Raw genomic sequence first — 25,653 nt, 5'->3', positions numbered from 1 at the left:
AGATTCATAAAGACACAATGGAGAGGGAGGGACAGCTTCCATTTACATATTGTGGTCAGTAGCTTCTACAAGTACCTTTGTATTTCACGGGTTAATTTACTGAATTTAACTATCGTTAAACATCATAAACCCATACTATTGACCAACAAACCGGTGGGATAGTAATTGATTCAACAGCTTTCTCCTTGTAAGAAGCCTCTCAGCCATAGCGAAAAGCCGGATTTCAATACTTGTTGAATCCGGCTTTTCGTTATTACTCCTATTTGAAGAGTTTTCATAAATGATATTCAATTAATAGAACCGATGTGTTTGATCTTAATATTATTAAAGACCGCTTTGCCTCCCTCTGAGAAGAGGGATATTCCTTTATCATCAAATTCAGGGAATATTAAATTTGAATGTGCAATCTTTCCATCATCCACAAATACCTCAATACTTGTTTTATCAATGAGGATCTTTAAGTGAACATGTTTCTTGCTAGAATCATATGGAGCAATACTTTTAATATATTGATTACTTTCGTCAGGGTGTTCGGTAAAAGTTCGATTGACATAAGAGTAGTTTTCTTCTACAAAAATTCCTACGTCAATGTGGCGTGTTTGATCTGCTGATTCCCGAAGCCTTAAGCCTACATTGTTTATGTCTGACCAATTGATATCGGTCTCCAATTGATATACATCACCTTTTACATCTAGTGTTTTGGAACCATTCACTTCAATTTTTTCATAAGAATCCGTTGCACTCGTCAATTCTTTCAATGCTTCGATAGGTTGTGAAGATAAATAATATAGGTTGTTGCCTGCATGTTTTAGCCCGATTTGGCGAACGATGGAATCCATTCCATTAAAGCCTTCTTTTAGGGTCGGAGTATTATCGGCATAGGCCCAATTATTCATCCAAGCTAGAGCATACCGTTTGTTATATTTATCGCTTTCTGTCCCATCTTCAAATGTAACTCCACCATACCAATCGAAGCCATAATCTAACCATTGCGGTTCATTATAATCTGGGAAGAATTCCATTCCATCAAAGCTTCCAGTCCAATAGGCGTATGTGTTTGGTTTACCATTCGATTGCCCATTAGCACTGACACCAAGAACCCATTTTAAAGTCCCATCATCCGCCCGTAACAAATAAAGGTCCGGGCACTCGACAATACCTATGTTTTTCGTGACAAAACTGCTCATATACTGCCAATCTTTTAGATTGTGAGATTTATAAAAACCTATTTTTTTTCCTTCAGCCATGACCATTATCCATTTATGATCATTGTCATCCCAGATGATTTTTGGATCTCTAAAATCTTTCGTTCCTGGATTTGAAATGATAGGATCATCACTGTAGGAGGTAAATGTTTTACCGTTGTCCGTACTATACCATAGAAATTGTTCCTGTTTACCGCCATCCTTGGAGGGCTGCGTAACCATTGCCACAAGAGCATCTTTTCCAAAGCCTGCCGTATTTTCCTTGTCCACAACGACTGATCCCGACCAAGGATCTCCATTATCATTGGTATATTTCGGAATGGCTATTCCTTGATCACTCCAATGCACCAAGTCCTTTGAGGTTGAATGACGCCATTCTGTTCCATTTCCATCCGGATAATCCCCATTATAGAGGTAAAAGTAATGATACTCTCCATCAATAAAAATCGGCCTCTGAGGATCGTTTTTCCATTTGTCAGGTACAGTGAAATGGTAGTTAGCTCGATACGATTCCTCTTCATGCTTAACTGGTAAAGTTGATTTGACTAAATAGACTAATAATCCGGCAATAAACAATCCAAGTATGAATACAGCCAACGACTTAAAACCTTTCTTATTAAAAACCATTTTGACCAAGTAAATCACCACGCTTTTATTTTTCCTATTTTGTTCCTAAGATAATGTAAAACTTATTTAAATTAAAAAAAGAAAATGTCAATTTTACAGACATTTTCTTTTTTTTGTTAATTTTATAAAACTTCGGGGTTATTGGTTATTCGTTAGTTGACCCTGTTCCTGAATACTATCTTCTATCACAGCTGTATTTGGCCCTTCAATGTTAAGTGAAAAACTTGGGGCAAAGGTGGATTTATGGTCTTTAAAATAACCTCTATTTGTCATGTAACTTGTGATAACTACATTATCGCTTTCCGGTTGTGGGATAGCATAGTGAGCGTATGTCCAAGTAATATCATAAGGATTAAGATCTTGGTGTAAGACAATTCCTGTTTTATTTAATGGTTTGTATGGGCCAGTTAAAGAATTTGCCACGTAGCCTAACATGTAAATATCTTTATCATCAATTCCATCAATGGTCATTTTTGATCCTCTTGTACTTGTGAATAAATACCATTTGCCGTCTTTTTTAAATATGTTAGGACGTTCAATTTCATCTGTTACTGTATTCGAAACAATCAAGGGTTTCATTTCGTTTTTTAATGTATAATCATCGTTTATTTCAATGATGCCAATTGCACCATTTGCTAATTCAGCTAACCCTTTTTTAGAGCTTTGCAGAAGTTTATCCTTTTCAGCTTGGAAGAATTTATTGCTGTTGCCATAGTAAGCTCTGTTGTAAAGTGATTCTTCTCCTTGGTAACCATATTCAGTCCCAGTATTCGCTTCAAAAACAAGGTATTTACGACCCTTATCTTCAATATAGTGAGGATCTCTCAATGTATGATTATCACTAAAATTTCCATCACCGAAAGCTTTATCATGTGATTGATAAAACTTGCTGTCTCCACCTTCATAGATGGATTTGTAATCTTCTACGCCATCCACTTGCAATGTATTAGCACCTGACTCAGATAAGTTTACTTGAGCTGTTGTTAATGTTTGTTTACCGTATTGCTTAGAATCTGGTGAAAACTGTCCGCGGTTTGTATAGAATAAGCGAACTTCTCCATCAGATGTGAAGGTTGCAGAACCGGACCACTCTTCTGCTTGATTTTTTAAATAAGGATCATTTGGAACATTCTTATCATTATCATCAAATACTCTACCAGCATTTTTCCAAGCATCAATGGATGTTTCTCCAACTTTTTTGTAGAACAAGTAAATGAACGTGTCACTACCATTTTTAGGGTCTCCAGCTAATCCAAATACGATATGATAGCCCTTATATTCTGCCACTGTACCATCAGCGTTTTGTAATGGCCAAGTATCCCATACATCCATATCGATTAAATTACCTGATTTGTCATACTTTTTTGCAGAGGGAATGTTTTTTATTGTTGATTCGTCAAACTTGGGAACTGTAAACTTCTCATCGCCTTGCTGATTAATCATTTTTTGCATGTCGTAACGAGTGATTTGTGAAGTGCCATACTTTTCATTGTGATCTAATGGGTCCTTTGCTGCCGCGAAAGTCTCTGAGCGACTTCCTCCTAATAAGATAACTGTACTAAGTGTTAATACTGTTGCTTGTTTGGCAAGCCTGTTAAGGTTCATGTGCCTTCCTCCTAGAATGTTTATTAGTATATAAAAATAAAGACTAGTGGAACGATTACTTTTTGGGAGTAACAGTCCCGCCTGTTTGAAGTACTAATAAAATTATAGGTTAGTCTTAATTCTATGGATATGTCATATATTGATTAGAATTTAGTCTTATATTGATATCGTATTTTTCGACGTACAAAAAAAAGCCCCAACAAAGGAGGCAAGAAGTGTACAGAAGTCCGATTTTATTCGCTTGAAGCCCTATCCCATGACTTCTGAAACTCATGCAGTAATTGATCGCGATTAAGCTTGTTTCCTACATATAGTTGCATGGCAGCTGCAAACTCTTCTCTTATTCCGACAGGGAAATTAAACCAGTTGGGGTTTAACGTTTTTCCTTCTTTATAATACTGAATTGTTTCATCAGCAAGAGGTCCTAAATTGTCAGCTTCAATGTTAGTAAAAGCAGGAATGAATTTAAAGCGTTTTGTCAAAAACATTTTGCCTTGTTCAGAAGAAACCATCCAATTTAAAAATCTCTTCGCTTCTTTCTTCTTTTCTGGTGTGGTTTGTTTGTTTACAACCCAATAATTCGGTACGCCGACCATCAAGGCTTCCTTCTTAGGTTGATCATTTATTGGTATTGGCATAAATCCGATGTTCATATTCGGTGATTGTTGATCGATCATCGGCTGTATCCAGTTTCCTTGTTGAATAATCGCTGCATTTTTTGAAGTAAATAGATTCACTTCCATGTTGTAATCTGTTGATAGCGGGTTATTGTTTCCATACTTTAATGTTACATCCAACAAATTGATTAGATCATTGAATTTTTGATTATTATATATTTTTTCAGTTCCATCATTTAGGCCTTTTATAAAAGCCGGTGGATCTTCTTGCTCTGTAAAACCGACATTCATTAAGTGGTCACCCAATTTCCACTCTTCATAATATCCAGTTGCAAAAGGAGTAACCCCTGCTTTTTGCAATTTTTCAGCCACTGCTATTAATTCAGTCAGCGTTTTGGGTAATTCATCGATTCCTTCCTTATTAAATATATCCTTATTATAGATGAATCCGTACCCTTCCAGATTAACCGGCATCCCATGAATTTTCCCATCGAATTTCATAGGGGTTAACGCATCTTCATATGCATGTTCGACCCAGGGTTGGTCAGAAAGATCCTCCAAATATTTACTCCACTGTTTGGCACTTTCGTATCCGCTGTTTGTGAAAATATCAGGACCATTGCCAGTGGCCATTTTTGCTTTCAAATCAGCAAGGTCATCCATAGCCCCGCCTACCGTGTGAACCTTTATATCTACATTTGGATTTTCTTTTTCATAAGCAATCACCATTTGTTCGAACTGCGTAGAAATTTCTACTTTCGGATTCCTTACACTCAAAGTGATTTTTCGCTCCGAAATTTCGGGTTTTTTTGTTCCGCTCTCGGTCTTTGTTTGACATGCACAAAGTGATAGGCTTAATATTCCGATTAAAAATATGTTTAGTATCTCTTTTTTCATCATGTCACCCCTGTAATTTTCTAATTAAGGTGAATTATTTACTTCTGATCTGCATTCTTTTCACCGTTTCGGTATTCGAATGGTGTCATGCCAACCACTTTTTTGAATAGTTTTGAAAAGTATTTCTCATCCTGATAGCCGAGCATTAAAGAGATGGAGTAAATACTTTTTTCGGTTTCTCTTAACCAACGTTTTGCTTGGTCAGTTCTTAGTTTAGTGATGTATTTGGACAGGAGCATTCCGGTTTTTTGTTTGAACTTTCTTGAGATATGTTCGCGACTTAAGAAGAATACATTCGATAGCTTTTCTAAACTCAATTCTTCCATGTAATATTTTTCAACATATGAAACTATGTCCTCTATGCGACGTGCAACATCCAAGTCATCCAAACGGTGGATGGATCTGAAATTTTGATTTTTCATTGCTTTTTGTAATGACTTAAAGGAATTGTGGATATCCCCTAATGATTCCAAGGGCTCGCCACAAACAAGGCGAACAGGAATATCAAATTGTTGACTGATCCATTCTTCAACGGATAACCAATGGTCAGGTATGGTGATCACTAGACAAAGATTAGGATCATTCTGAAGCGCAAATACATTTCCGATTTTCCGCTCGACAAGTTCGTCAGCAAGTAACTGAATGTAGGGGGCAGGATGGTGCATTTGATAAAAGGAAATTAGTGTAAGATTATATCCATCTGCTTTTGGAACATATGACTCAATATCGTTTTTGTCGAAGTGTTCCCCCATACAAGCGGCAGTAACTAATTGATTGCCCCGAAACCTTTTAACATCTTCATATACACCGGTATCTTTATTAGCTCGAACTTCCTCTTCATTCGCCCATGATTTAACGGCTTCTTCCAGTGTTTTGTTAAATGCATCAGCTTCAATCGGTTTCAACAAATAATCGAAGCTGCTAAACTGAATTGCTTTACGCATAAATGAATAGTCGTCAAAACCCGAAATTAAAATCACTTTACCAGGATAAGAAATGGAATCTAGCCACTCGATTAGTTCCAAACCGCTCATTCCAGGCATTTTCACGTCTGTAAAGATGATTTCCGGAGTTTCCTTCTCTATCATTCTTTTTGCATCATCGCCATTACTTGCTTCTAATAGATGGGTGATACCGTATTTTTCCCACTGCCCCAAATGGCGTATTACGTCACGTACATTGAACTCATCATCGACAATTAAAGTTTTCACAGATTTCATCTCCTTATATGAATGAGTTTTTGAATAGCTACGAAGCAATCTATTCATTAGCAAGCGGGAATTCTAGTGGAATCAATATTTTAACGGAAAATCCTTGTCCTTGATACGTATCCACTTCTAGGCCTGCTTTTGGTCCATAATTTAGAACTAAACGGTCATGAATATTTTTCAGACCGATATGATTATGTGAATATGTGTTTTCATGGGGGGACGCATATATATTTTCTCTTAATGTTTGAAGCTCCGCCTGAGTCAAACTAGGACCGGTATTTTCAACGATGAGGTGTAAAAATTCTCCTTGTATTTCTCCATAAATAGTTAAATGAGCATGATAGAAACCTTCTTCATAACTGTGTTTAAAAAAGTTTTCAACGAGAGGCTGAAGAATCATACTTGGAATCGTCATATCAAGAATCGTCTCGCTTATTTTAATAGAATAGTTCACATTGTTTCCAAAACGCTCCATTTGAAGATTTAGGTATGCTTCTATATAACTCACTTCATCTCGAACCAACACCCATTGATTCGCCTTGATGGAGTAGCGCATCATTTTAGATAGCGATGTCAATAATTGGTAGACTTTTGGAGAATTAGATCTTAGGGCAACTGCACCAATAGATTGTAACGAATTAAATAAGAAATGCGGATTAACCTGAGATTTTAATGCTTTGAATTGGTTTTTTCTATTTTCTATTTCGAGTTTATATTCTCTTTCAATGTGTAGATTGATTCGGTTCATCATATCCTTCATATGTTTTTCAAGCTCACCAATTTCGTCTTTTCTTCCATCATCAAAGGGAACATCCATATTTCCACCTTTTATTGTCCTGACTTTCTTGCTAAGAAGTTTAATGGGACGAGTAATTCTGTATGAAATAATACCAATCATTAGCAGCCCTAACAAGCCAACTATCAGTCCAACAATTATATTTGTATAGGCAGTCTTCCGGACATCGTCGAATAATACATGATTAGGGGTTATCTTAACTAATTTCCAATGATTTAATTTTCCTGATAATGTTTTGGTTAAGATGATATCTTCACCCTTAATCTGCTTTTTAAAATCAGGAGTGACGGATTTTCCTATAAGGGACCGATTATCCGCATACATGACAATGTTATGCGAATCCATAAGTATTACAGATTCTTCATCCTTTTGAATAAGGCTGTTACATATACGGGCATAGGCATCTAAATCTATATCAACTGTAATTATTCCGAGATATTCGTTTGAAGGCACATCGACTATTTTATGGTGAAAAGTCATCACCATTGTTTCGTCCGACTGGGGAATGATCGCTGTGTCATTGTAATTTCGGATTTGATGTGGCGGCTCAATCATGTAATTAGAGTTAGAGCTATAAAATTGTTTTATCGGATCCTCATTTAATAAATCGGGTTGAGGTTTCCGGGCACTGACCGTCGCATTATAAACTGTAAACGATTCTTTATCCTTATCAATATAAAACCGAACTTGACGGATTTCGTTTCGCATCAGATAAAAGGTTTCTATACTTTTTTCCATCGCAACCGGGTTAAAGTATATCGAGTCTTCAAAACCATTTTTAAAAATCCGGAATAAATCGGGGTTTCGATATAATATATATGGAAGATTAATCATGTCATCAAAGTATTGCTCCAGTTCTTCAGCGTTTTTCTGAAGTTGTTCTTGGCTATTTTCAAGCTCATGTCTCTCCACACTATTTTTTGTATAGCTGTAAATCAGAAACACTGATAGAAAATACGGTAAGATGATAAAAAGAAGTAACATTAACAATAAGCGACTTTGAATGGTTTTCACAGAAGGTGCCCCTTTCGCTAAAGGCCCATTTTTGCAGAGTTTATATAACGATACAAACAAATAATCCTTAGCTCCATTATTATGATGCAGTATTTTGCTTTATTTAGTCTTAAGAGTTTATGAAGGGATTGCCCTAGATGGAATCACTACAATGACGGCGACCCACATAAATTAATTCAGAGATTTAGTCAGTCTTGAATTACTATTTTAAAACTATATCAAATAAACACGTATCGTCAAACATACATGTGATGCACATTGAGGACATGCATCAAATAACTATTGATATTAAAAAACGAAAAACTCATAATTTATCATTTTTCAAAGCTAGAAGAAAGGAAGAGTATAAATGATTACGAATATAGGAGCTTGTCTAGAAGAGTTTTGAATGGGTGTGCCGACAAATCAGGTGAATTACAGTTAAAATCGATTACTTTGCACTTTCATTTTTTAGTTAGGGTCAACTTTTCTTCTACAGGCTAAAAGGTTTTTCAGATACCTTTAAGATAAAGCAAAACGCATGCCCAAGAATTAAGAGCATGCGTGAACTTTTATTCTTCTATGATATCCAACTCTTTCAGGGCTTCAAGCGTAATCGTTTTGGCTTTGCTTCCGCTGCCGTCGATGTTCGTTGCGAAGGCCCATTTTTCTTTGTCCGTATCGATGTAACCTACATACCAGCCCAATCCCATATCAGAAAGGCGTGTACCGGTTTTTCCATGGAGGACATATGAATCTGCTTCTTCATTGATCATGATTCTCTTTACGGTTCTCATATGCTGCTTATCGATAGGCAGTTTTTCCTCTACAAGGTTTTCGATGAATTGGACTTGTTCCCGGGCAGATATCTTTATGCTGCTGTCGAGCCAGAACTGATCGATCCCGCCGGAGATATCACGGTTGCCGTAATCAAGCAGGTTCACATATTGCTGCATGTTTCCCGCCCCGATATCGCGGGCCATTGCTTGATAATACCAGATCACGGAATGCCTCATGGCTGAAGCAAGTGTATGATCTCTGTTCCAATCTTCAAATTCCCTGATTACCCCATCCCAGCGCTTCACTTCATATTCATCGCTCACCGCTATTGTCTGTAAGCCAATTAATGCATTCGCCACTTTAAATGTCGATTCTGGAGTGTAGCGTACGTTACTTCTCTGTTTATTATAGATATATACTTTATCATTTTTTAAGTTTTGGAGTACCAATGTGCCTTCCGCACCATCGAAAGACTCCCCGATATCCAGTTCTTTCACTTTTTGATCGGTTGCACTTGCATGAATCGTGCTCAAGGACCCAGTGACTAGCAGGACAAGAATGAAACATAACGTTTTGATTTTCATTACACACTCTCCTTTAAGGCATGGATTGATCAATCATCAAAGAAATTTCCATAAAATAGGTTGATAGCTAAAGTATACCTATTCCTGATAAAAAACAAAACCTTATTCTTGGATTCTATCTAGATAGTATCAATCAAGGAGGAATGCAGCGGGTAGCTAATGAATATATAAAGCAAACGAAAGAATGGGAGGAATCTATCATGGAGGTTAACCAAAGAAAAATAAATAATAATGAAAAAGAAATTACATACACACATATTGAAAACGGAAGTCCGGCCGTTTGTTTTATGTTTTCAGGTGCGGGGTATACGTATGATAAGCCGTTATTCTATTATTCGACGATGATCATGCTTCAAAATCAGTATGATGTCGTGCATATTCATTACGCTTACGACCAGGATATATTCAAGCATCCATTGGTAGATATCACAAAAGTGATTGTAAATGATATCAATCCCGTCATTACGGAAGTACTTCAAACTCATGAATATCAAGGAACAGTGTTTCTAGGCAAATCACTTGGCACCATACCCATCATCAACGGAATTATGAAAAGTGAGCGGTTTATGAATGCCAAAATGATTTTGCTTACGCCGCTATTGAAGTTCGAATCGATTTTTGATGGGCTATTGAGCAGCAATCATTCAGCACACATAGTTATCGGAGATAAAGACCATCATTATATTCCAGATAAAATTCAAGCAATTGAAAATAAAACGAACATAAGCATGAATAAAATTCCGAATGCAAATCATTTCTTGGATATTGAACCTTTGAATGCCTCAAGGTCGATTACCATGCTGGAAGGTGTAATGAATAGAATGGAAGAGTTTTTAAAAATATAGGTTAGCGAAATACAAAAGGGATTCCATCCACGGGTTAGTAGGTGGATAATGTTATAATAAGAGTATTGTAGTTTGGATGTATAAAGGAGAAATGATGGAGGGAACCAATACATTTCATTCTCTGATGAATACATAATACAATTTCCCGAAGAAGTTCAGGAGATTGTAAAAACGTTAAGAAAAGTCATAAAGGATGAAGAAGAGAAGATAAGCTATCAAATGCCTACCTTTGGTTTATATGGAAATCTAGTACGTTTCGCTGCCTATAAAAAGCATATAGGATTCTATCCAACTCCTAACGCAATCTCTGCTTTTGAATCTGCTTTATCTGAATATAAATGTTCAAAAGGGGCCGTTCAGTTTCCAATAAACAAGCCAATTCCTTATGAATTAATAACCGAGATGGTTATATTTAGAGTGGAAGCGAACAAAAAGAAAACAGCAGAAGGCAAATCCCAAAAGAAAAAATAACATCGGTTATTATCAGAATTTACAAAATGTTTAACATATGAGGGGATGAGCTGCAAGGATTCAAGACCGAAAGAGAAAGGTGGAAATATTATGTTCAAAAAATTATTCAGTAAAAAAGAAAGTGTGGAACAACTGCTTGCTCCTATAAATGGACAAGTAATAAATATTGAAGATGTTCCGGATCCGGTGTTCTCCGGTAAAATGATGGGGGACGGAATAGCGATTCTTCCTGAAGAGGGGTTGGTCGTATCTCCAACCGATGGAGAAGTGATCCAGGTTTTTCATACTAAACATGCACTAGGCTTCCGCACGAAGCATGGCATAGAATTGTTGATTCATATTGGATTGGAAACAGTTACCCTTGAAGGTGAGGGATTTGAAGTCCATGTCGCAGAAGGGCAAAGGGTAAAAGCAGGGGACAAGCTTGTGACATTTGATATCGATTTTCTAAAATCCAAAGCTCCAAGCATCGTAACTCCGATCGTTGTCACGAATGGCGAGCTGGTTGAAAAACTGGAAAAAACAAATAGTACCCAAGCAACTATTAACGATACAGAGATTATGAGTGTTTATTTGAAGTGAAAGGAAGCTTCCATGATGATCTCTCCTTTTAGGCTGCAAGCAGGAAAATCGAAAAATGCAGCGAATAGTAGGTGAGTGAACAAATAAATCAAGTGAGGGTGATTGGATGGGAATTCAAGCAGAAAAGATCTTTGTAAACTTGCCTGTTAAAGATTTGGATGCCTCAGTAGAATTTTTCACAAAGGTCGGCTTTGAGTTTAACGAGCAAATGACCAATGAAAATGCGACATGCATGGTTATCAGCGAGTCCATATATGTCATGTTATTGGTGGAAGAGTACTTTAAAACGTTTACCAAGAAGGAAATCCCTGATTCTGCAGCGAGTACGGAAGCCATCATCGCCCTGTCCGTTAAAAGTAAGGAAGAAGTCGATGAAATCGTGAATAGGGCACTGGATGTTGGCGGAAAGCCTTTCAATGAAGCCATTGATCATGGTTTCATGTACGGTTGGAGTTTTCTGGATATCGACGGCCATTCTTGGGAAGTATTTTACATGGACGAAAGCGGATTTAATCAAGATTAAATCAAATGCAAGGCACAATCCTTCACGAAGGACTGTGCCTTTTTTAGTTTTAGTAAGCGATCTTAGCTGAAGTTCATTCATAATAATACTCGGCTAATATCTCTCCACTCATAAACCAATAGATTCAATTCAGCATCAGCCATTTTGATTTTTTCGGTTTTAAGCAATTCAGCACCAAATGCCTCATAGAAGTATCGGGATTTATTATCTTCAAGCACCTCAACGAAAATTGTCTTGTATCCCAGTTCTTCGAATTTAAAGAATAATTCTTTGATGAGTTTCTTACCTATCCCCATTCTTTGTGAATTTTCGAGGATATATATCGCAGTTAAATCACCCGAATCCTCAACCTTATTTTTTTCCCTTTTCCCCCCACTTATAAATCCCACTATTTTTCCCTCGTTATTTTCTGCGACATAAACATGGTTTTCATCACTAGTTATATTCTTTATCCATATGTCTTTCCTTTTCTCATAAGAAATTTTATCTAAAAAATCACTCGGCATTATATCTTTATAAGTGGTTCGCCAGCTATCCACATGGACGATTGCTATCCCTTCAGCATCTGCAAGCGTTGCCTCTCTTATTAGCATAGTGGTTCCTCCTTGCTATATTTCTTGTTTTTTACTAATATTATCCATTTTACAAGTGACTGGCTATTAAAAACAATAGCCTGATTGTTAATAATTAACTTTACATGATACTATTGCCTGTAGTTTGTTTAATGTGGGAGAAGGTATGAGATGAAGCAGATTTTCCGTAGTAAAATATTTTATTTAATTATCTTCCTAGTTATCTTGGGGATTGTGCTAGTTTGTAATGATGACAATGAACCGACTGAGAAACTAACTGAAGATGAATTTTTTACAACTTTAGAGGGTGGAAAAGTGACATCTATAAAGTTGGAGCCGCAAAAAAGTGTTATTGAAATAAGCGGTCGGCTAACAGGGTATGAAAAGGATCAATACTTTATTTCGTCTGTTCCAAATAGTGAAATTTCGCTAGATAGAATCAATAATGCTGCAGAGGATATAGAAAAAATTGAGGTTACGCCAGAAGATAAAGAGACAAGCGGATGGGTCACTCTTCTTACAACGACCATTCCGTTCATGATCATTTTCATTTTGTTTTTAGTCATATTATTATTTAGAGTTATAATAAAAAGATAGTCTTCAACGATATATTTCTATTTTCGGAGATAAATCTATAGTTTTCGTCGATATATTCCTATTTTCGCAGATAAAACTGTAAGTTTCGTCGATATTTCTAGTGAGTTGTGGCTTCTGCAAAAAAAGAGATAAACCTTTAAAATGATATTGAAGATTGCTGAATAGTTTGATAGAATAAAATAAATGAAAAAGACTATGTGCAACTGGCGAAACACGGATAACCGTGAGGGAACACATAGTGTCGTAGCCGTTCGCCTGGGCAGAGGTAAGGGATATTATCCCTTGCCTCTTTCTGTATATTAACAGATAGTGAAGGTTTAAAGGATGCAGATTTTCATGGGCTTAAAAATCTTGTAAGTATTTTGAAATTTCAAAACTATCATATTCAAAAGAGGAGCAAACAAAATGAGCACAGTACTTTTAGAAAAAGTCAAAACGATCAAAGCGTTAAATAATATTGCCGAAAGCGGGCTGAATGTATTCAATAAAGGCGATTTTAAAGTCGACAATGACAGTGAAAACCCTGATGCGATCGTTCTTCGCAGCTTTAACATGCATACTATGGAATTCGGCGATCAGTTAAAAGCAATCGCAAGGGCAGGGGCCGGAGTCAATAATATTCCGGTCGACAAATGCACTGAGCAAGGAATTGTCGTTTTCAATACACCTGGTGCTAACGCAAACGCTGTAAAAGAAATGGTGCTGACGTCACTAATGGCTTCATCTCGTAACCTTTTTGCCGGTGTGGCTTGGACAAAGACGCTTGAAGGCGAAGGAGAACAAATTCCGAAGCTTGTCGAAGCAGGAAAGAAACAATTCGTCGGTAAAGAAATCAAGGGAAAAACACTTGGCGTAATCGGTTTAGGAGCAATCGGTGCACTTGTAGCGAATGATGCGCTTGATTTGGACATGGATGTCATTGGCTTTGACCCGTTCATCTCTGTTGATACAGCTTGGAACTTGTCCCGCAATGTACAGCGCGCCATGACAATTGAAGAATTGTTTGCAGAATCTGATTATATTACGGTACACGTTCCATTAACTGACGACACAAAAGGAATGTTTAACCAAGAAACATTCAGCATCATGAAGCCGGGCGTACATATCTTGAATTTCTCACGCGGCGAGCTAGTGAATGAAAATGATATGCAAGCTGCGCTTGAAAGCGGAAAAGTAGGCAAGTTCATTACTGACTTCCCGAATGAAAACGTGTTGAAAATGAAAAATGTCGTTCCAATTCCGCATCTTGGTGCATCTACGCTAGAATCAGAGGAAAACTGTGCCATCATGGCAGCTCGTCAGTTGAAGAACTTTTTAGAAACAGGGAATATCAAGAACTCTGTGAATTTCCCGAATACTTCCCTTCCTTATACAGGAAACCGTCGTGTGGCAACTTTCCACGAAAACGTTCCGAACATGGTTGGGCAAATCACGCTGGCTGTATCAGGCTTTAATCTGAACATCGCTGACATGGTTAACAGAAGCCGTGGGGGATATGCATATACGATCATCGACATTGATGGTGAAGTAAACGGCGATATCATTCCTGCCTTGGAAGAACAAATCAAACAAATCGAAGGCATCGTTACAACTCGTATTATCTAATTGGAACCAATAAATAGTGAGAGCCTCAATTCCTTTAAGGAGTTGAGGCTTTTTAGGCTTTATTAATGTTTTTTTGAACAAAAAAAGCCACTTATTGGGGTGATCATATTAAACTAGCTCACGTGTTAAGAACATAGGGATCACAACGAACTCTGTCTGGTACGGGTCGTGCCGGTAAGCTCGATACATTCAGTTGAAGTCAAACCGACTTTCCATCACGTATTACTTAGCATCGAAATTCTCCAAGATTAAAAATCTGTCATTGTTTCACCTCTGTGTTATCTTCATAATGTACAAACAACATCAAGTAGATTGCGAATAGAAGATGCACATAAAGTGGAATGTTCTTATCGTTTTGAATGACAACAAATATGTAAATTCCATATAGCAAAATTGGAATGGTTAAAAGGATTCTGTGCTTAGTCACATGTCATCCCCCCATTTACCCTCAAATATTAATACATCAAGCATTTCAGCCACTTGAAAATCCTTAATATCTGCTAATTTCATCGTTTCATCCTCCTAATTAACCAAATATTCAGACACTTCTATTAATACAATAGTATGAAGTACAGAGAAAACGCTGTCAATCTATATTCCATCTGTACTCATTTTAAGTTAGTGGATTCATAAGTTATCTGCCAAAATAACTATCTCATATATATCTACTTAGTGAGTTAGGCAAAACGGTGTCCAGCGGGGAAGCATTGCGACCAGCGACATGTCAGTCCAATATGACTTTTGTTAATTTCCTCTAAGTAAAATGAATCGCCCCATGAAATACAGAGACGATTCCCCATGTTTCTACATAGAATGGATTACCCTATATTGTTCTTCCCCAAAAATTCTGATGCTGATGAAGGATATTCGATGTTAAAAAAGCTCCAACAGGAGGCAATTGCCCGGTATACACATTACCGCTCATAGGAAATTGATTCAGGGGTATATCAGTAGTGGCAATCCACGATCCAGACTCACCTGCTTGCAGAGAGGGGGGCTTCATAAGAAAACGTTCTTGAAGAATGAAATGTCGAATTCTACTCTGTTGATCATCAATTATGTTTAAGTTGCCGGAGAAAGTGGCATAAGGTGAATCAAATGCAATTTGTTTGGTGTTTTCATTCCAAAATCCATTAATCGGAATGGGTCTGCCACGAAAATTAACCGTACCCCACCCTATTATCTGTAATGGAGTTAACGGTAAGTGTGCCCCAAATAATCGTTCTGCCAGCTATTGAAGAGTGGATACCCCAAACAGATGGGAATGGAAAGCTAACTGAAGCAGTGCCCTGTGAAGTTACCAATGCTATGCCCTCCCTTAAAGGTTGTTTATGTTCTGAGGAAGATTCCCTGTTTAAAGCAGTATATGCAGCAAGAGCAGAATAATTTAATAAACAAAGGTGAAGTACTGTAAATGCATTCTCTCAGATTCATAAAAATATCGAGAAAAAATCCGATCTTCAATTGAAGACCGGATTTCAGATGAATTTTTTAATGATGATGTTCAGGACTTTCTTCTTGTTTTCGGATTCCTTTTTGCAAGAATTTCAATTCACTTTCAGACAGTTTTCCTACGATGAATTGTTTTTGAGGCATAATGATTGAGCCATCGTTACTAGCATGTACTTTTATATAATATAGGCCATCACTATCAAAGTTTTTACTTAAAGCATAAGTACCGTTTCCCTCTTCCTCAGCTTGTTCCATACTATATTTGAGCGAGCCATCTTGTTTCCATATCTCAAAATGAACAAAATCTGCGTTTTCAACGATTTTACCACCTTGAGTAAGTTCAGCCTTCATGGTCTCCTGTGTATTAGCTGAAAAGGATGCTGGTATAATTATTTCAGCTTCAAGCGGTGTTTCTTCTTTGTATAGATCAGTGACATCCTTTTCAAGTGAACATGCACTTAGCAATATGCTGGAAATAAAGATTAAAGAAATACATATAGTTTTTTTCACGGCAAAATCCACCCTTTACATTTCTAATTATGCATTCAAAAAGTTTTTGATTACAGATATCCTTTTAATAATTAACCAGTCAATTAGCCAAACGACAATAAGAGACAAACCGACCAAAGGAAACAAAATTCCAAGACCTATTAACAGAAATAGAAAGAGTTTCATGTTCTTTATTTGAGGAGCTTTTGGTGCACCTAATCCTTTTTTCGGCTTTCGCTTCCACCATAAATAAAAACCACTAAATGCAACAAGCATGATTCCTAAACAAATAAGAAGGCTGATTATCTGATTAACCAAACCAAATTGAGTCCCTTTGTGCAAGGTAATTCCCCAAGCAACTATTTTCCCTATTAAACCGTAATGGTCATAACGATAATCAGCTAGAACTGCACCGGAATATTGGTCAATATGAATGGTCGCTTCATCTTGCGCTTTCGGTGGAAAAGCTGACAATGTATAAACGCCATCTGTTTCTTGTGGAATATTAATGCTATAACTTGGATGCATACCTTCACGATTCGCTATCGTAACTACATCATCAATGGAAATTGGGATAAAACCTTGAATATCTGAGAGAGGTACATCTAAATTTTCTGCTGCCCAAGGAACATCTGCAATGTCTTTTGTTTTGATTGAGGAAGTTGGAGCACTTCCTGTCCATACAGAAGGAGGGTACCCAGATCCAGAATTGGTGGCTAACGACTGAAAATTACTTCCCCAAAAACCTGACCAAGGCAATCCTGTCATGATTAAAAATAACATGCCTGCAGTTATCCAAAAGGCAGGTACTGCATGTAAATCTCTTCTGAAAATATGTTTCCCTTTATTTAGCCTTGGAAGAAGAACACCAGAAAGACTTTGCTTCTTTTGGGGATACCATAAATAAAGACCAGAGACAATTAACACAACTGCCCAACACGCAGCCAACTCTACAATTCTATCTCCCAAGGTGCCAGCCATCAGTTCACCATGAATTTGTTCGATTTTATCCATGATTCTGTCATCATCATTTAACTCTCCAATAGATTTACCTGTATATGGGTCTATGAAAATCGTAAGAGACTCATTATTAGAAGTGATGCTTACTTCGCTCGAACGAGATGCATTGTCTCCGGGATGATACTTTGTCACCACCGCCTCAGGGTAAAGTTCTTTCACATTCTCAATCTGCTGGGATGCCGGTAATTTATCTCCTAGCGGTGTAACCTCTTGGTAGTCTTGATAAAGAACTTGTTCAATCTGAGGCTTAAATAAATAGATTGAGCCGGTAACTGCCAGAATAATAAGTAAGGGTGCAAAAATGATTCCAGCGTAAAAATGCCATCTCCATACTGTTCTATACAGAGAGGTGTTTGGTTGTTTAGTTTCCATTCACAGAACCTCCGAGTCGTACTATTAAATTCACTATATAGATGATAAAAGAAAATTGTGAGAAAAATATGAAATTTATTTTAAAAAAGGCAGTTTGTATTTGTTAAAGATTAAATAAGTCATATCGACTAAGAAGAACAACTGGCAACTAAGGGAGCGAACTTCCTGAGAAAGAGTTAGCAAGCAGTAGGGCAGGAAGGGATGGAGGGAAATGGGGTAGTTGCGGCGAAAGTAGTCTATAGAAATGTGTTGAAGATAGGAAGAGCAGCAAGATCACAATATGAACGGATTAGATAAACGGCTAATGAACATGAAGACCGTGTTAAGGGAAGCAGCTTGAAAAAAGAAATTGTAATAGATCGTAAAAAACATGAAGGAGTGACGAAAATGCATAAAGAAGGTTGTTCCAAATTCAAGTGTCAGTGTTTCATCGTACCTAACTATATTCTTGAGAATTTGGCACAAAATGAAGTGGAAGAAGCACGGATCAGTTTAGCGAAAAGCCGTCAAATGCGCAGGCGCAGAATTTTGAAAGAGTACGATATTGACGGTGTTGTCGCTTTAACCGATGCAGGATCTGGACGTCGTGGTGAATCTGCCCGCCATGTTTACGATTGCAAGGGAGGAACGAAACTCCGGGAGAATGAGGCTAGGAAAGAAGGAGACCGATCAAGTGCAGATCCTATTGTTAACGCTGCATATGATTATAGCGGAGTTGTGCGCGATTATTTCAAGGATGTCCTGCACCGAAATTCAATTGATAACCAAGGCCTTGATCTCATTCTAAACGTTCATTATGGCAATAAATTCACGAATGCTTATTGGGACGGAGATGAAATGGTATTTGGTGACGGCGATGGGGTCATCTTTAGCAATTTTGCCAATTCACTCGATGTAATTGGACATGAATTGACACATGGGGTTACGCAGTTCACAAGTGGATTGGAGTATGAAGGTCAGTCAGGGGCTTTGAACGAACATCTTTCAGATGTATTTGGAGTTGCCATAAAACAATTCCATTTAAAGCAAACTGCAGGAGATGCCGATTGGCTAATCGGTGCTGATATAATGGGACCGACACTGAAAGGGCAGGCCCTCCGTTCGATGAAAGCGCCAGGTACGGCATTTGACAATAAGTTAATGGGTAAAGATATTCAGCCTGATCATATGAAGAACTTCTATAAAGGAGAACGCGATAACCATGGGGTCCATATCAATAGCGGCATACCAAACAAAGCCTTTTATCTAGTATCGATGGAAATCGGAACGGACAAAGCGGCCTTGATCTGGTTCAATGCGATGCAGAATTTATTTGCGACGGCGAATTTCAATCAATTCGTTCAAATCGTCATCAAAGCAGCGCAAAAACTTGTTGATAGCGGAGATGTTACGAAAACGGCCATCAAGACAATTGAAAATGCTTTTAAAGCGGTTGGACTGCCTGAGTAGTCATATTCCATGAATAGGAGGCTTCATCTACCATGCATATCAAATTTAGCTGCATAGGGGGATTTGCCAACCTCGACTTGAATTTCGAGATAGATACAGATGAATTGTCGAAAGAGAAGAATGAGGAATTACAGAACTTAATGAAAACAGCTGACCTTCCTAATACTGCCCAAAGTAAAATGGTAAAAACGCAAGGGTTCGACTCATTTGCATACCAGCTGGTTATAGCAGATGAAAAGAAGAAGAAATCTTTCTCATTTACTGACATAACGGCTCCAGAGGAAGTTCGGCCCTTATTGGATTATTTACGGAATTTAGCAATTGAAATAAAGATGGCAGAATAACCACGGCAAAAAAGTCTATCATTCAGATAGACTTTTTTTGACGTGTCGTAAAACTTCACAAAAATGTCATTTCATTTCACTTTTATATGGATTTTGGCTGTTTGTTCTCTAAATGGACACAAAATAACAAGAAAATAGCGATCTAGAGTAGCAAATTTAAAACGGAAATTAGAGAGTATAGCCCTTTGATGAGATTTTGTAAAGAGTTAGCCAACCAAACAGGTAAAACAGTCACAAAAGGGAACGAATTTTGAAAGAGGCAAAACTAGAGCGGTTTTACAAAAAAAGCATAAAATAGGATAATGGTCGCAGAGAGGTGAAGTGAATGACATATCAAGAAATGAAAGTGACGATAGCCGGAAACAGCCTTACCCAATTCGGGAAAAGAATATTAATCTCGCAGATTCAATTCTCGACATTGGAGGCGATATTCGAAGTAGATGAGGCGGTTCAAAGAAAGCTCGATCTCAATCGAAGGACTGAAATCAGGGAGTTCATCATCGATTCTGTATCGGAAGGTGACTTTTACTTTTCCCCATTCATCTTCTCGAGCAGGGGAGCGATCAAAGAAGTGCCCGTGGGCGGGGAACTGCCACCAGGAAGTAAAATATACATACTTGACGGTCAGCACAGGACCTACGCCCTCATTTCAGCCATCAGTCACTTAAGGGCACGGAAGGAAACGGAAGAGGAGATCGGTAACTTTTCCGAAGCGGCAAAGCTCCAAAATCAAATTGATAAGTTAAAGACCTATCCAGTCACGATTCAAATCTATTTAAACCTGGAAACGCATGAAGAAAGACAGCTATTCAATGATATTAATACGAAGAGAAAAGAGCCGCATAACGGTTTGGTGATGAAGTATGATCAGCGCGATGAATATGCAGAACTAACACGTAACATTGCCAGGAAATTAGAAAGTAAGATGGAGATGGAAGCCACACTATCGAGGATTACCGTAAGCTGTACGGCGCTGACTACGCTGACGATCATGAGGCGCTGCCTCATCGCTTTATTTGAAGGAAACGTCACCGCGAAAACTGGAAAAGCCAATTATGGTGATATGACTAAAGCCGAAATCATCAACACCGCGACCGCGTTTTTCGAGTCATGGCTGGAAATCTTTCCGAAGAAGATGACAGACAGGGCCACATTCACATCCGGCTATTCCGGCATTCAAATAGCCCTTGCCCAAACGATCCACCAACTCCACAAACATCATGAAATCCCCTATGAAAAAGCAATAGATCATATGCTGCATTTGAAGAAAGCCTGTACTTGGAAGCATGATGATGCCCTTTATTCACACATCTACGATCCCTTGAAAAAAAGAGTCAAAAACCATTCGACTACAAACGCCATCCAGAAAACCGCTCTCGCGTTCAAACGAAAAATAGAGCAAGAAGGAGGATGGCTGCATGATTCTAAGTGAATTGGACCGGAAAAGAAGGACGATGGTTACCTGCTCAATCATCGAACTGGTCGATATGTATCGCAATGGTCAGATCGCCACGAGGGAAATCAACCAGCTGCGGGTCCGGTCGATCAAAAACTATCTTTTGGACAATGCATTAACAAAAAATATCTACCTGCCGCCGCTTGTTGCCAACAGCAGGGAAGGAACCGCCCCTAATGGAGATCCTGCCAAATTATCGATCATCGACGGAACACAACGAATAGCGGCCTTCGCCCAATTGGAGGACAGTATCCTTAAAGCGTTAAAGAAGGATGAAGAAAAAGTGAAACAAGCATACGAACTGGATTCACTCATGAAGGACAGCTCGATTGCGATCCAAGTATTTGATGGGCTAACAAGAGCTGAAGAATCCCAGCTCTACCTGGATCTCAATCTAAAAGGCAAGAAAGTGGCCCTTTCCAAACGGATTTCATTCGACTCGAGAAACAATCTTAACGTCATTACCAATCAGGTGCTCCATACCCATCAATCGCTAAAAACAGCCGGTGTCGAACTTGAAAAGCGTTCCATCAATCGTCCAGCCAATAAAAACCTGCTATCGCTATCGCAATTGAGGCAGGTCATCGGCATCTTCATGACTGGGAAGGCACACGTAAACATCGAAGAGAAAGTATCACAAAGTCCGCTTTCGAACAGTGAATACATCACACTCATTCATTTATATCTTAATGAACTATTCGACATATACCCGGCAGAACGAATGGGGGATTACACAAAATGCATGCTTGCCAGTTACCCTCTTTTCATTGCCGTGGCCCTTTATGTCAATGACAAAATGGAAAACCAGCATATCGAACAAAGGCAACAGCTGATTGCCAAGAGAATGTCAAAATTGAAAGAGGTGGACTGGAGCCCTGATAATCCCGTTTGGAAAGAGTTTAAAGGAACATACAAAGGGCGGCCGCCATTATTTCATCTAAGCAAAGATAAAAACAATATCGAAGAGCTAGTACGCTGGCTGTATAGCTGTTGAGGAGGTGAGGGGAAATGTGATATTGAAAAAGAGAAAAACCCCTAGGTGAGGACGTCCTGGAAGACAATCACCTAAGGGCTTGCGAGCAGGAGTATACCTGCCACTATGTCCAGTATACTCCATAAAAAGGAATAGTGAAATGGGGAGTGAATGGAATGATGATACGAAAAAACTATTTATTGAATATGGAAACGGTAGGAATGATGGAGCGTTACGATACCAATGGTGTCGAGATGACTACGGTTGTGGAGGGAGAAAACACATTCCATGTTATGCAGCCGCGCCAGGAAATCCTGAATAACACGTTAAACCACTTTGGATTGGATCTGGATGGCGGACTTGCAGCAGCCAAATCCGTGCTGGGCGGTAAATACAGACTGCCCGTCTGCATAAACGCCCAACTGGGGATGGTCTGGTTCTCCTCCCGCTCATTCCGGAAAAGAGGAGGCGTCTGGTTTTCCTACATCCACATTCGTGACTTAGAGGAAATGAACGAAAAGGAAACGCTGGTCCATACAAACTACGGACATTGCCTTCCAGTATCATTAAGCAAAAATCAGCTCGCCTTCAAAAGGGACCAAGCATCCTATCTGCATACAACATTCCATGAACGCTCATTGGGTAAAAAGACCTTTTATTACGAACCGGGAAGCGGAATCACCTTTTGCAAAGAACCTGGGGAGGCCCATTACAGGGTGAAAGGGAATGAAATATGAGAGGAAGACCGCTGAATTGGCGGTCTTTTCTAATGAGTAGATAAAGTGAGAGCGGGTTTTATTTAAAATATAGAAAAATAGTTATTGTAAAAAATGGAATGATACATTATGATTAGTAAAAAGTTAATATTTGGGAAAGGGAGTACATATTTTGAAACGAATATTTGCTATTTTACTATCTTTTGGACTAGTTTTAGGTCTCTCGTTTGGCGCAAATGACGTTGCCAGTGCCAAAACAAAGGTGAAGACTTATAAAAACTGTACAGCATTGAATAAAGACTACAAAGGAGGCGTAGCTCGAACATCTTCCGTTAAAAATAAAGGAGGAAAAACGAAATACAAGCCTCACGTTTCAAAGGCGCTTTATGATGCCAATAAAAAAAGCGATCGCGACAAAGACTTTATCGCTTGTGAAAAATAAGGATTATTCAAAGAGACCTTTTATAGGAAGGTCTCTTTAATTTGTAGATAAAAGGTGTTCCATCTGAATTATTAATCAAAGTTGATTGGAGCGGGTGTGAGAGACTCCTGCGGAAAGCGAGTGCCTGGAGAGGAAAGTTCATTTTTGTACAAAACTAAAAAAACGGAAGCTAAAGCCTAAACAGGTCTTTAGCTTTTTTCTCGTGGTTTATCTTTCAAACCGTCCAAAATGTGTATTTTCCCGATTTATAAGTGCATCACCAAGATTGATTCTGCTCATAAGTCTTTCATGGTCCGAAGGAAAACGTTCTTTAATGTTTGCAACACCCTCTGTTGTTGGGATATTACCATTAGGCATAGGACGTTCTTCTCTTTGAAACCCGGGGTTCAAACTATCATTATTTGTAGGGTCTCTACGTGCATCAAGGTTACCGGCATTGTTATTTGGATCATTGTTATTATCTTGTGGCATATCTTTCACTCCTTCGCTTTTATTATCCGCTGATGGCAGTAATCTATTCGCACGCTGTACTTATCCTTTATTTATCCTGTTTTCCCTAATTTGCAGCAACGCCAATTTCTCTTGAATCGTCAAAATTAAAAAAACTTCAAAATATTATGATTGACTTACATTTTAATTTGTCTTACAATTTCAATGTAAATAGTCGAAACATTCAATTAAATGGGAGGAGAACTTTTTTTAGAGCTGATTCACCTCAACATGAAGCATGACAACATACTGCGCGTTAACTTTATGTCAATTCCAGAAATGACATAAAGCTCTTCATAATTTCAATATCTGTTTGTCCAGAGTTATCAAAGTATTAATGCTTTAGAAAAAATGAAAGCGAATACATACTCTTTGGAATGGAGTGAATAACTTGAAAAATCAATCAAATCTTGCTGAATCCACTGTGATTGCTCCGGAGGTCGTAAGTAAGAAACCAAATTTCTTCACGAAGTTTAAAACATCCTATGGTCCGGGAATCCTTGCCGTGTTAACGTGGCTTGGCGCCGGGGATCTGGTGACGTCTTCTGTTGCCGGGGCGGATTATGGATATAGTTTAATGTGGATTTTAGCTCTGTCATTAATTCTTCGTTTTCTTATCGTTAATGTTATCGCTCGGTTCCAGCTTTGTAACACAGAGGGGTTAACCATACTTGAAGGGTATGGACGGATTCACCCATTTTTCGGTTACTTCATGTTTGGTTATGCGTTAATCATGGGTCATCTTTTTAATGCGTATATGATTAAGGGAGCGGGAGAGGTTTTATCGACGCTATTCCAAGTTAATCAGCCATTCTTAGCTTCAATGGTAGTTGTGGGATTAGTTTTTATGCTTATTGGCAGGAACATTTATAATAGAATTGAAAGTGTAATGAAAGTGCTTTTGGCATTATTGACCATTGCTTTCTTGTTCCTGGCCATTCAAGCTTCACCGGATGTGGGGCAAATCATTAAAGGAACAGTTGGTTTTAGCATTCCAAGTGATACTGGCGTCCATGGAGCATTATTGGTAGCGATTTCAATTATCGGTGCAGTGGCAGGCTCGATTTCGAACTTTGTTCATCCATATTTCATGAAGGAAAAGGGCTGGACTAAACCGAGTCATCTAAAGATTCAAAGAAATGATTTGCTGTTTGCCATCGGAGTTTGCATCGTGATAAATCTGGCCATTTGGGTGGTTGGGGCAGAAATTTTAAAACCGAATGGAATTCATGTTGAAACGATTGATGACTTGGCAATGGCATTACAAATGTCGTTAGGACAATTTGGCTGGTACATTTTCTATCTTGGTGTTTTTGGCGTATTATTCGCGAGTGTAGTAGGCAAGTCAACTGGTTTCCCAAGATTGATTGTTGATGCCTTTTACGTAATAAATAAGGATCGCCGCGAAAAGTACAATGGTAAATATGAAAAAGATCCAATGTATAAATGGGTTATGATTTTTGTATTGGTCACGCCAATCATTTGGTCCATTCCCGGCATGCCTGGTTTCATTGCATTGACAATTGGCGTTAATGCAATAAATATAATCGGTTTTCCGGTAATCGCCATTGGCATGCTGGTACTATCAAATAAAAAAAGCTTGATGGGAAAATATAGAAACAATTGGTTCGAAAATATTATTCTAACTTTAGCTTCCGTTTTAGCGGTTTGGTCCGCCGTTCAATTAGCTACTACCTTTTTTTAAAATAATGGTAGATTATAGATAGAGGCTTAAAACATAAGGCTGTTTTCACATACTTTGTTGCTATTTACCAAGTAGTGCGGTGTGGTTGATTTCCTCTCCAGATGCTCGCTTTCCGCGGGGCGGGCGGTGAGCCTCCTCGGCGTAAACGCCTGTGGGGTCTCACCTGTCCCGCTGCTCCCGCAGGAGTCTCACACTTCCGCTCCAATCAACCTTAAATAGTTTCGTTTTAAAAACAA

The 25,653-nt window shown here is 38.4% G+C and carries 25 protein-coding genes and 1 riboswitch; of the genes, 13 read left to right on the top strand and 12 right to left on the bottom strand.

Annotated elements, in window-relative coordinates; genetic code table 11:
- Positions 1–287 precede the first annotated feature (287 nt).
- The 6 genes from ACIQ0C_RS07770 to blaOXA form a co-directional block, all read right to left on the bottom strand.
- Positions 288–1,832, bottom strand: a complete 1,545-nt coding sequence (locus ACIQ0C_RS07770; RefSeq protein ID WP_403059019.1) for a glycoside hydrolase family 32 protein — start codon at positions 1,830–1,832, stop codon at positions 288–290.
- A 138-nt stretch (positions 1,833–1,970) separates the two neighbouring features.
- Complete coding sequence (locus ACIQ0C_RS07765) at positions 1,971–3,437, bottom strand: glycoside hydrolase family 68 protein (RefSeq protein ID WP_403058756.1); 1,467 nt, start codon at positions 3,435–3,437, stop codon at positions 1,971–1,973.
- 233 nt (positions 3,438–3,670) lie between these two features.
- Positions 3,671–4,951, bottom strand: a complete 1,281-nt coding sequence (locus tag ACIQ0C_RS07760; protein WP_403058754.1) for an ABC transporter substrate-binding protein — start codon at positions 4,949–4,951, stop codon at positions 3,671–3,673.
- Positions 4,952–4,989: 38 nt separating this feature from the next.
- Positions 4,990–6,162 (bottom strand): response regulator transcription factor, encoded by a 1,173-nt coding sequence (locus ACIQ0C_RS07755; RefSeq protein WP_403058752.1) that lies wholly within the window; start codon positions 6,160–6,162, stop codon positions 4,990–4,992.
- Between the two features lie 49 nt (positions 6,163–6,211).
- Positions 6,212–7,972, bottom strand: a complete 1,761-nt coding sequence (locus ACIQ0C_RS07750) for a cache domain-containing sensor histidine kinase (protein WP_403058750.1) — start codon at positions 7,970–7,972, stop codon at positions 6,212–6,214.
- A gap of 551 nt (positions 7,973–8,523) precedes the next feature.
- Positions 8,524–9,315 (bottom strand): class D beta-lactamase, encoded by a 792-nt coding sequence (gene blaOXA / locus ACIQ0C_RS07745; RefSeq protein WP_403058748.1) that lies wholly within the window; start codon positions 9,313–9,315, stop codon positions 8,524–8,526.
- Between the two features lie 200 nt (positions 9,316–9,515).
- Here blaOXA and ACIQ0C_RS07740 point away from each other — a divergent pair, with 200 nt between their 5' ends.
- From ACIQ0C_RS07740 to ACIQ0C_RS07725, 4 genes are all read left to right on the top strand, one after another.
- Positions 9,516–10,160 (top strand): alpha/beta hydrolase, encoded by a 645-nt coding sequence (locus ACIQ0C_RS07740; protein WP_403058746.1) that lies wholly within the window; start codon positions 9,516–9,518, stop codon positions 10,158–10,160.
- A gap of 111 nt (positions 10,161–10,271) precedes the next feature.
- Positions 10,272–10,631 (top strand): iron chaperone, encoded by a 360-nt coding sequence (locus ACIQ0C_RS07735; RefSeq protein WP_403059017.1) that lies wholly within the window; start codon positions 10,272–10,274, stop codon positions 10,629–10,631.
- 90 nt (positions 10,632–10,721) lie between these two features.
- Entirely contained in the window at positions 10,722–11,213 is a 492-nt protein-coding gene (locus ACIQ0C_RS07730; protein ID WP_403058744.1) for a PTS sugar transporter subunit IIA, read from the top strand.
- A gap of 106 nt (positions 11,214–11,319) precedes the next feature.
- A complete protein-coding gene (locus ACIQ0C_RS07725) occupies positions 11,320–11,736 on the top strand; it encodes a VOC family protein (RefSeq protein WP_402838267.1) in 417 nt (138 codons plus the stop codon).
- A 77-nt stretch (positions 11,737–11,813) separates the two neighbouring features.
- Here the strand turns inward: ACIQ0C_RS07725 and ACIQ0C_RS07720 are convergent, their stop codons facing one another.
- Positions 11,814–12,329 (bottom strand): GNAT family N-acetyltransferase, encoded by a 516-nt coding sequence (locus tag ACIQ0C_RS07720; protein WP_403058742.1) that lies wholly within the window; start codon positions 12,327–12,329, stop codon positions 11,814–11,816.
- Between the two features lie 150 nt (positions 12,330–12,479).
- Here ACIQ0C_RS07720 and ACIQ0C_RS07715 point away from each other — a divergent pair, with 150 nt between their 5' ends.
- Positions 12,480–12,905, top strand: coding sequence for an ATP-dependent metallopeptidase FtsH/Yme1/Tma family protein (locus tag ACIQ0C_RS07715; protein WP_403058740.1), 426 nt, complete (start codon positions 12,480–12,482; stop codon positions 12,903–12,905).
- A gap of 189 nt (positions 12,906–13,094) precedes the next feature.
- Positions 13,095–13,173, top strand: a riboswitch (ZMP/ZTP riboswitch).
- Between the two features lie 137 nt (positions 13,174–13,310).
- The gene (locus ACIQ0C_RS07710) at positions 13,311–14,510 is read left to right on the top strand and encodes a phosphoglycerate dehydrogenase (RefSeq protein WP_403058738.1); all 1,200 of its coding nucleotides are present in this window, start codon (positions 13,311–13,313) and stop codon (positions 14,508–14,510) included.
- A 259-nt stretch (positions 14,511–14,769) separates the two neighbouring features.
- On the opposite strand, the gene ACIQ0C_RS07705 is transcribed toward ACIQ0C_RS07710, so the two are convergent.
- The 4 genes from ACIQ0C_RS07705 to ACIQ0C_RS07690 form a co-directional block, all read right to left on the bottom strand.
- Complete coding sequence (locus tag ACIQ0C_RS07705) at positions 14,770–14,937, bottom strand: hypothetical protein (RefSeq protein WP_402838259.1); 168 nt, start codon at positions 14,935–14,937, stop codon at positions 14,770–14,772.
- Between the two features lie 733 nt (positions 14,938–15,670).
- Complete coding sequence (locus ACIQ0C_RS07700) at positions 15,671–15,814, bottom strand: hypothetical protein (protein ID WP_403058736.1); 144 nt, start codon at positions 15,812–15,814, stop codon at positions 15,671–15,673.
- Between the two features lie 187 nt (positions 15,815–16,001).
- Positions 16,002–16,472: a FixH family protein gene (locus ACIQ0C_RS07695; protein ID WP_403058734.1), complete on the bottom strand. Its 471-nt coding sequence runs from the start codon at positions 16,470–16,472 to the stop codon at positions 16,002–16,004.
- Between the two features lie 27 nt (positions 16,473–16,499).
- Positions 16,500–17,843, bottom strand: a complete 1,344-nt coding sequence (locus ACIQ0C_RS07690; RefSeq protein WP_403058732.1) for a PepSY-associated TM helix domain-containing protein — start codon at positions 17,841–17,843, stop codon at positions 16,500–16,502.
- Positions 17,844–18,230: 387 nt separating this feature from the next.
- On the opposite strand from ACIQ0C_RS07690, the gene ACIQ0C_RS07685 reads away from it, so the two are divergent.
- From ACIQ0C_RS07685 to ACIQ0C_RS07660, 6 genes are all read left to right on the top strand, one after another.
- Positions 18,231–19,292: a M4 family metallopeptidase gene (locus tag ACIQ0C_RS07685; RefSeq protein ID WP_402838253.1), complete on the top strand. Its 1,062-nt coding sequence runs from the start codon at positions 18,231–18,233 to the stop codon at positions 19,290–19,292.
- Positions 19,293–19,324: 32 nt separating this feature from the next.
- Positions 19,325–19,636, top strand: a complete 312-nt coding sequence (locus ACIQ0C_RS07680) for a protealysin inhibitor emfourin (protein ID WP_403058730.1) — start codon at positions 19,325–19,327, stop codon at positions 19,634–19,636.
- A gap of 325 nt (positions 19,637–19,961) precedes the next feature.
- Positions 19,962–21,068: a DNA sulfur modification protein DndB gene (locus tag ACIQ0C_RS07675; protein ID WP_402838249.1), complete on the top strand. Its 1,107-nt coding sequence runs from the start codon at positions 19,962–19,964 to the stop codon at positions 21,066–21,068.
- Entirely contained in the window at positions 21,055–22,086 is a 1,032-nt protein-coding gene (locus ACIQ0C_RS07670; protein ID WP_403058728.1) for a DNA sulfur modification protein DndB, read from the top strand. The genes ACIQ0C_RS07675 and ACIQ0C_RS07670 overlap by 14 nt, the downstream gene beginning before the upstream one ends.
- A gap of 155 nt (positions 22,087–22,241) precedes the next feature.
- On the top strand, positions 22,242–22,802 hold the full coding sequence (locus ACIQ0C_RS07665) for a competence protein ComK (protein WP_403058726.1): 561 nt from the start codon (positions 22,242–22,244) through the stop codon (positions 22,800–22,802).
- 151 nt (positions 22,803–22,953) lie between these two features.
- Complete coding sequence (locus ACIQ0C_RS07660) at positions 22,954–23,223, top strand: excalibur calcium-binding domain-containing protein (protein WP_034304099.1); 270 nt, start codon at positions 22,954–22,956, stop codon at positions 23,221–23,223.
- A 207-nt stretch (positions 23,224–23,430) separates the two neighbouring features.
- Here ACIQ0C_RS07660 and ACIQ0C_RS07655 read toward each other — a convergent pair whose 3' ends face one another.
- The gene (locus ACIQ0C_RS07655; RefSeq protein WP_403058724.1) at positions 23,431–23,694 is read right to left on the bottom strand and encodes a hypothetical protein; all 264 of its coding nucleotides are present in this window, start codon (positions 23,692–23,694) and stop codon (positions 23,431–23,433) included.
- A 409-nt stretch (positions 23,695–24,103) separates the two neighbouring features.
- Between ACIQ0C_RS07655 and ACIQ0C_RS07650 the strand changes: the two genes are divergently transcribed.
- Positions 24,104–25,417, top strand: coding sequence for an Nramp family divalent metal transporter (locus ACIQ0C_RS07650; RefSeq protein WP_403058722.1), 1,314 nt, complete (start codon positions 24,104–24,106; stop codon positions 25,415–25,417).
- Positions 25,418–25,653 lie beyond the last annotated feature (236 nt).

Source organism: Peribacillus sp. NPDC096448, from assembly GCF_044762675.1.
Classification (GTDB): domain Bacteria; phylum Bacillota; class Bacilli; order Bacillales; family DSM-1321; genus Peribacillus; species Peribacillus frigoritolerans_B.
This window is presented reverse-complemented; position numbering and strand designations above follow the sequence as displayed.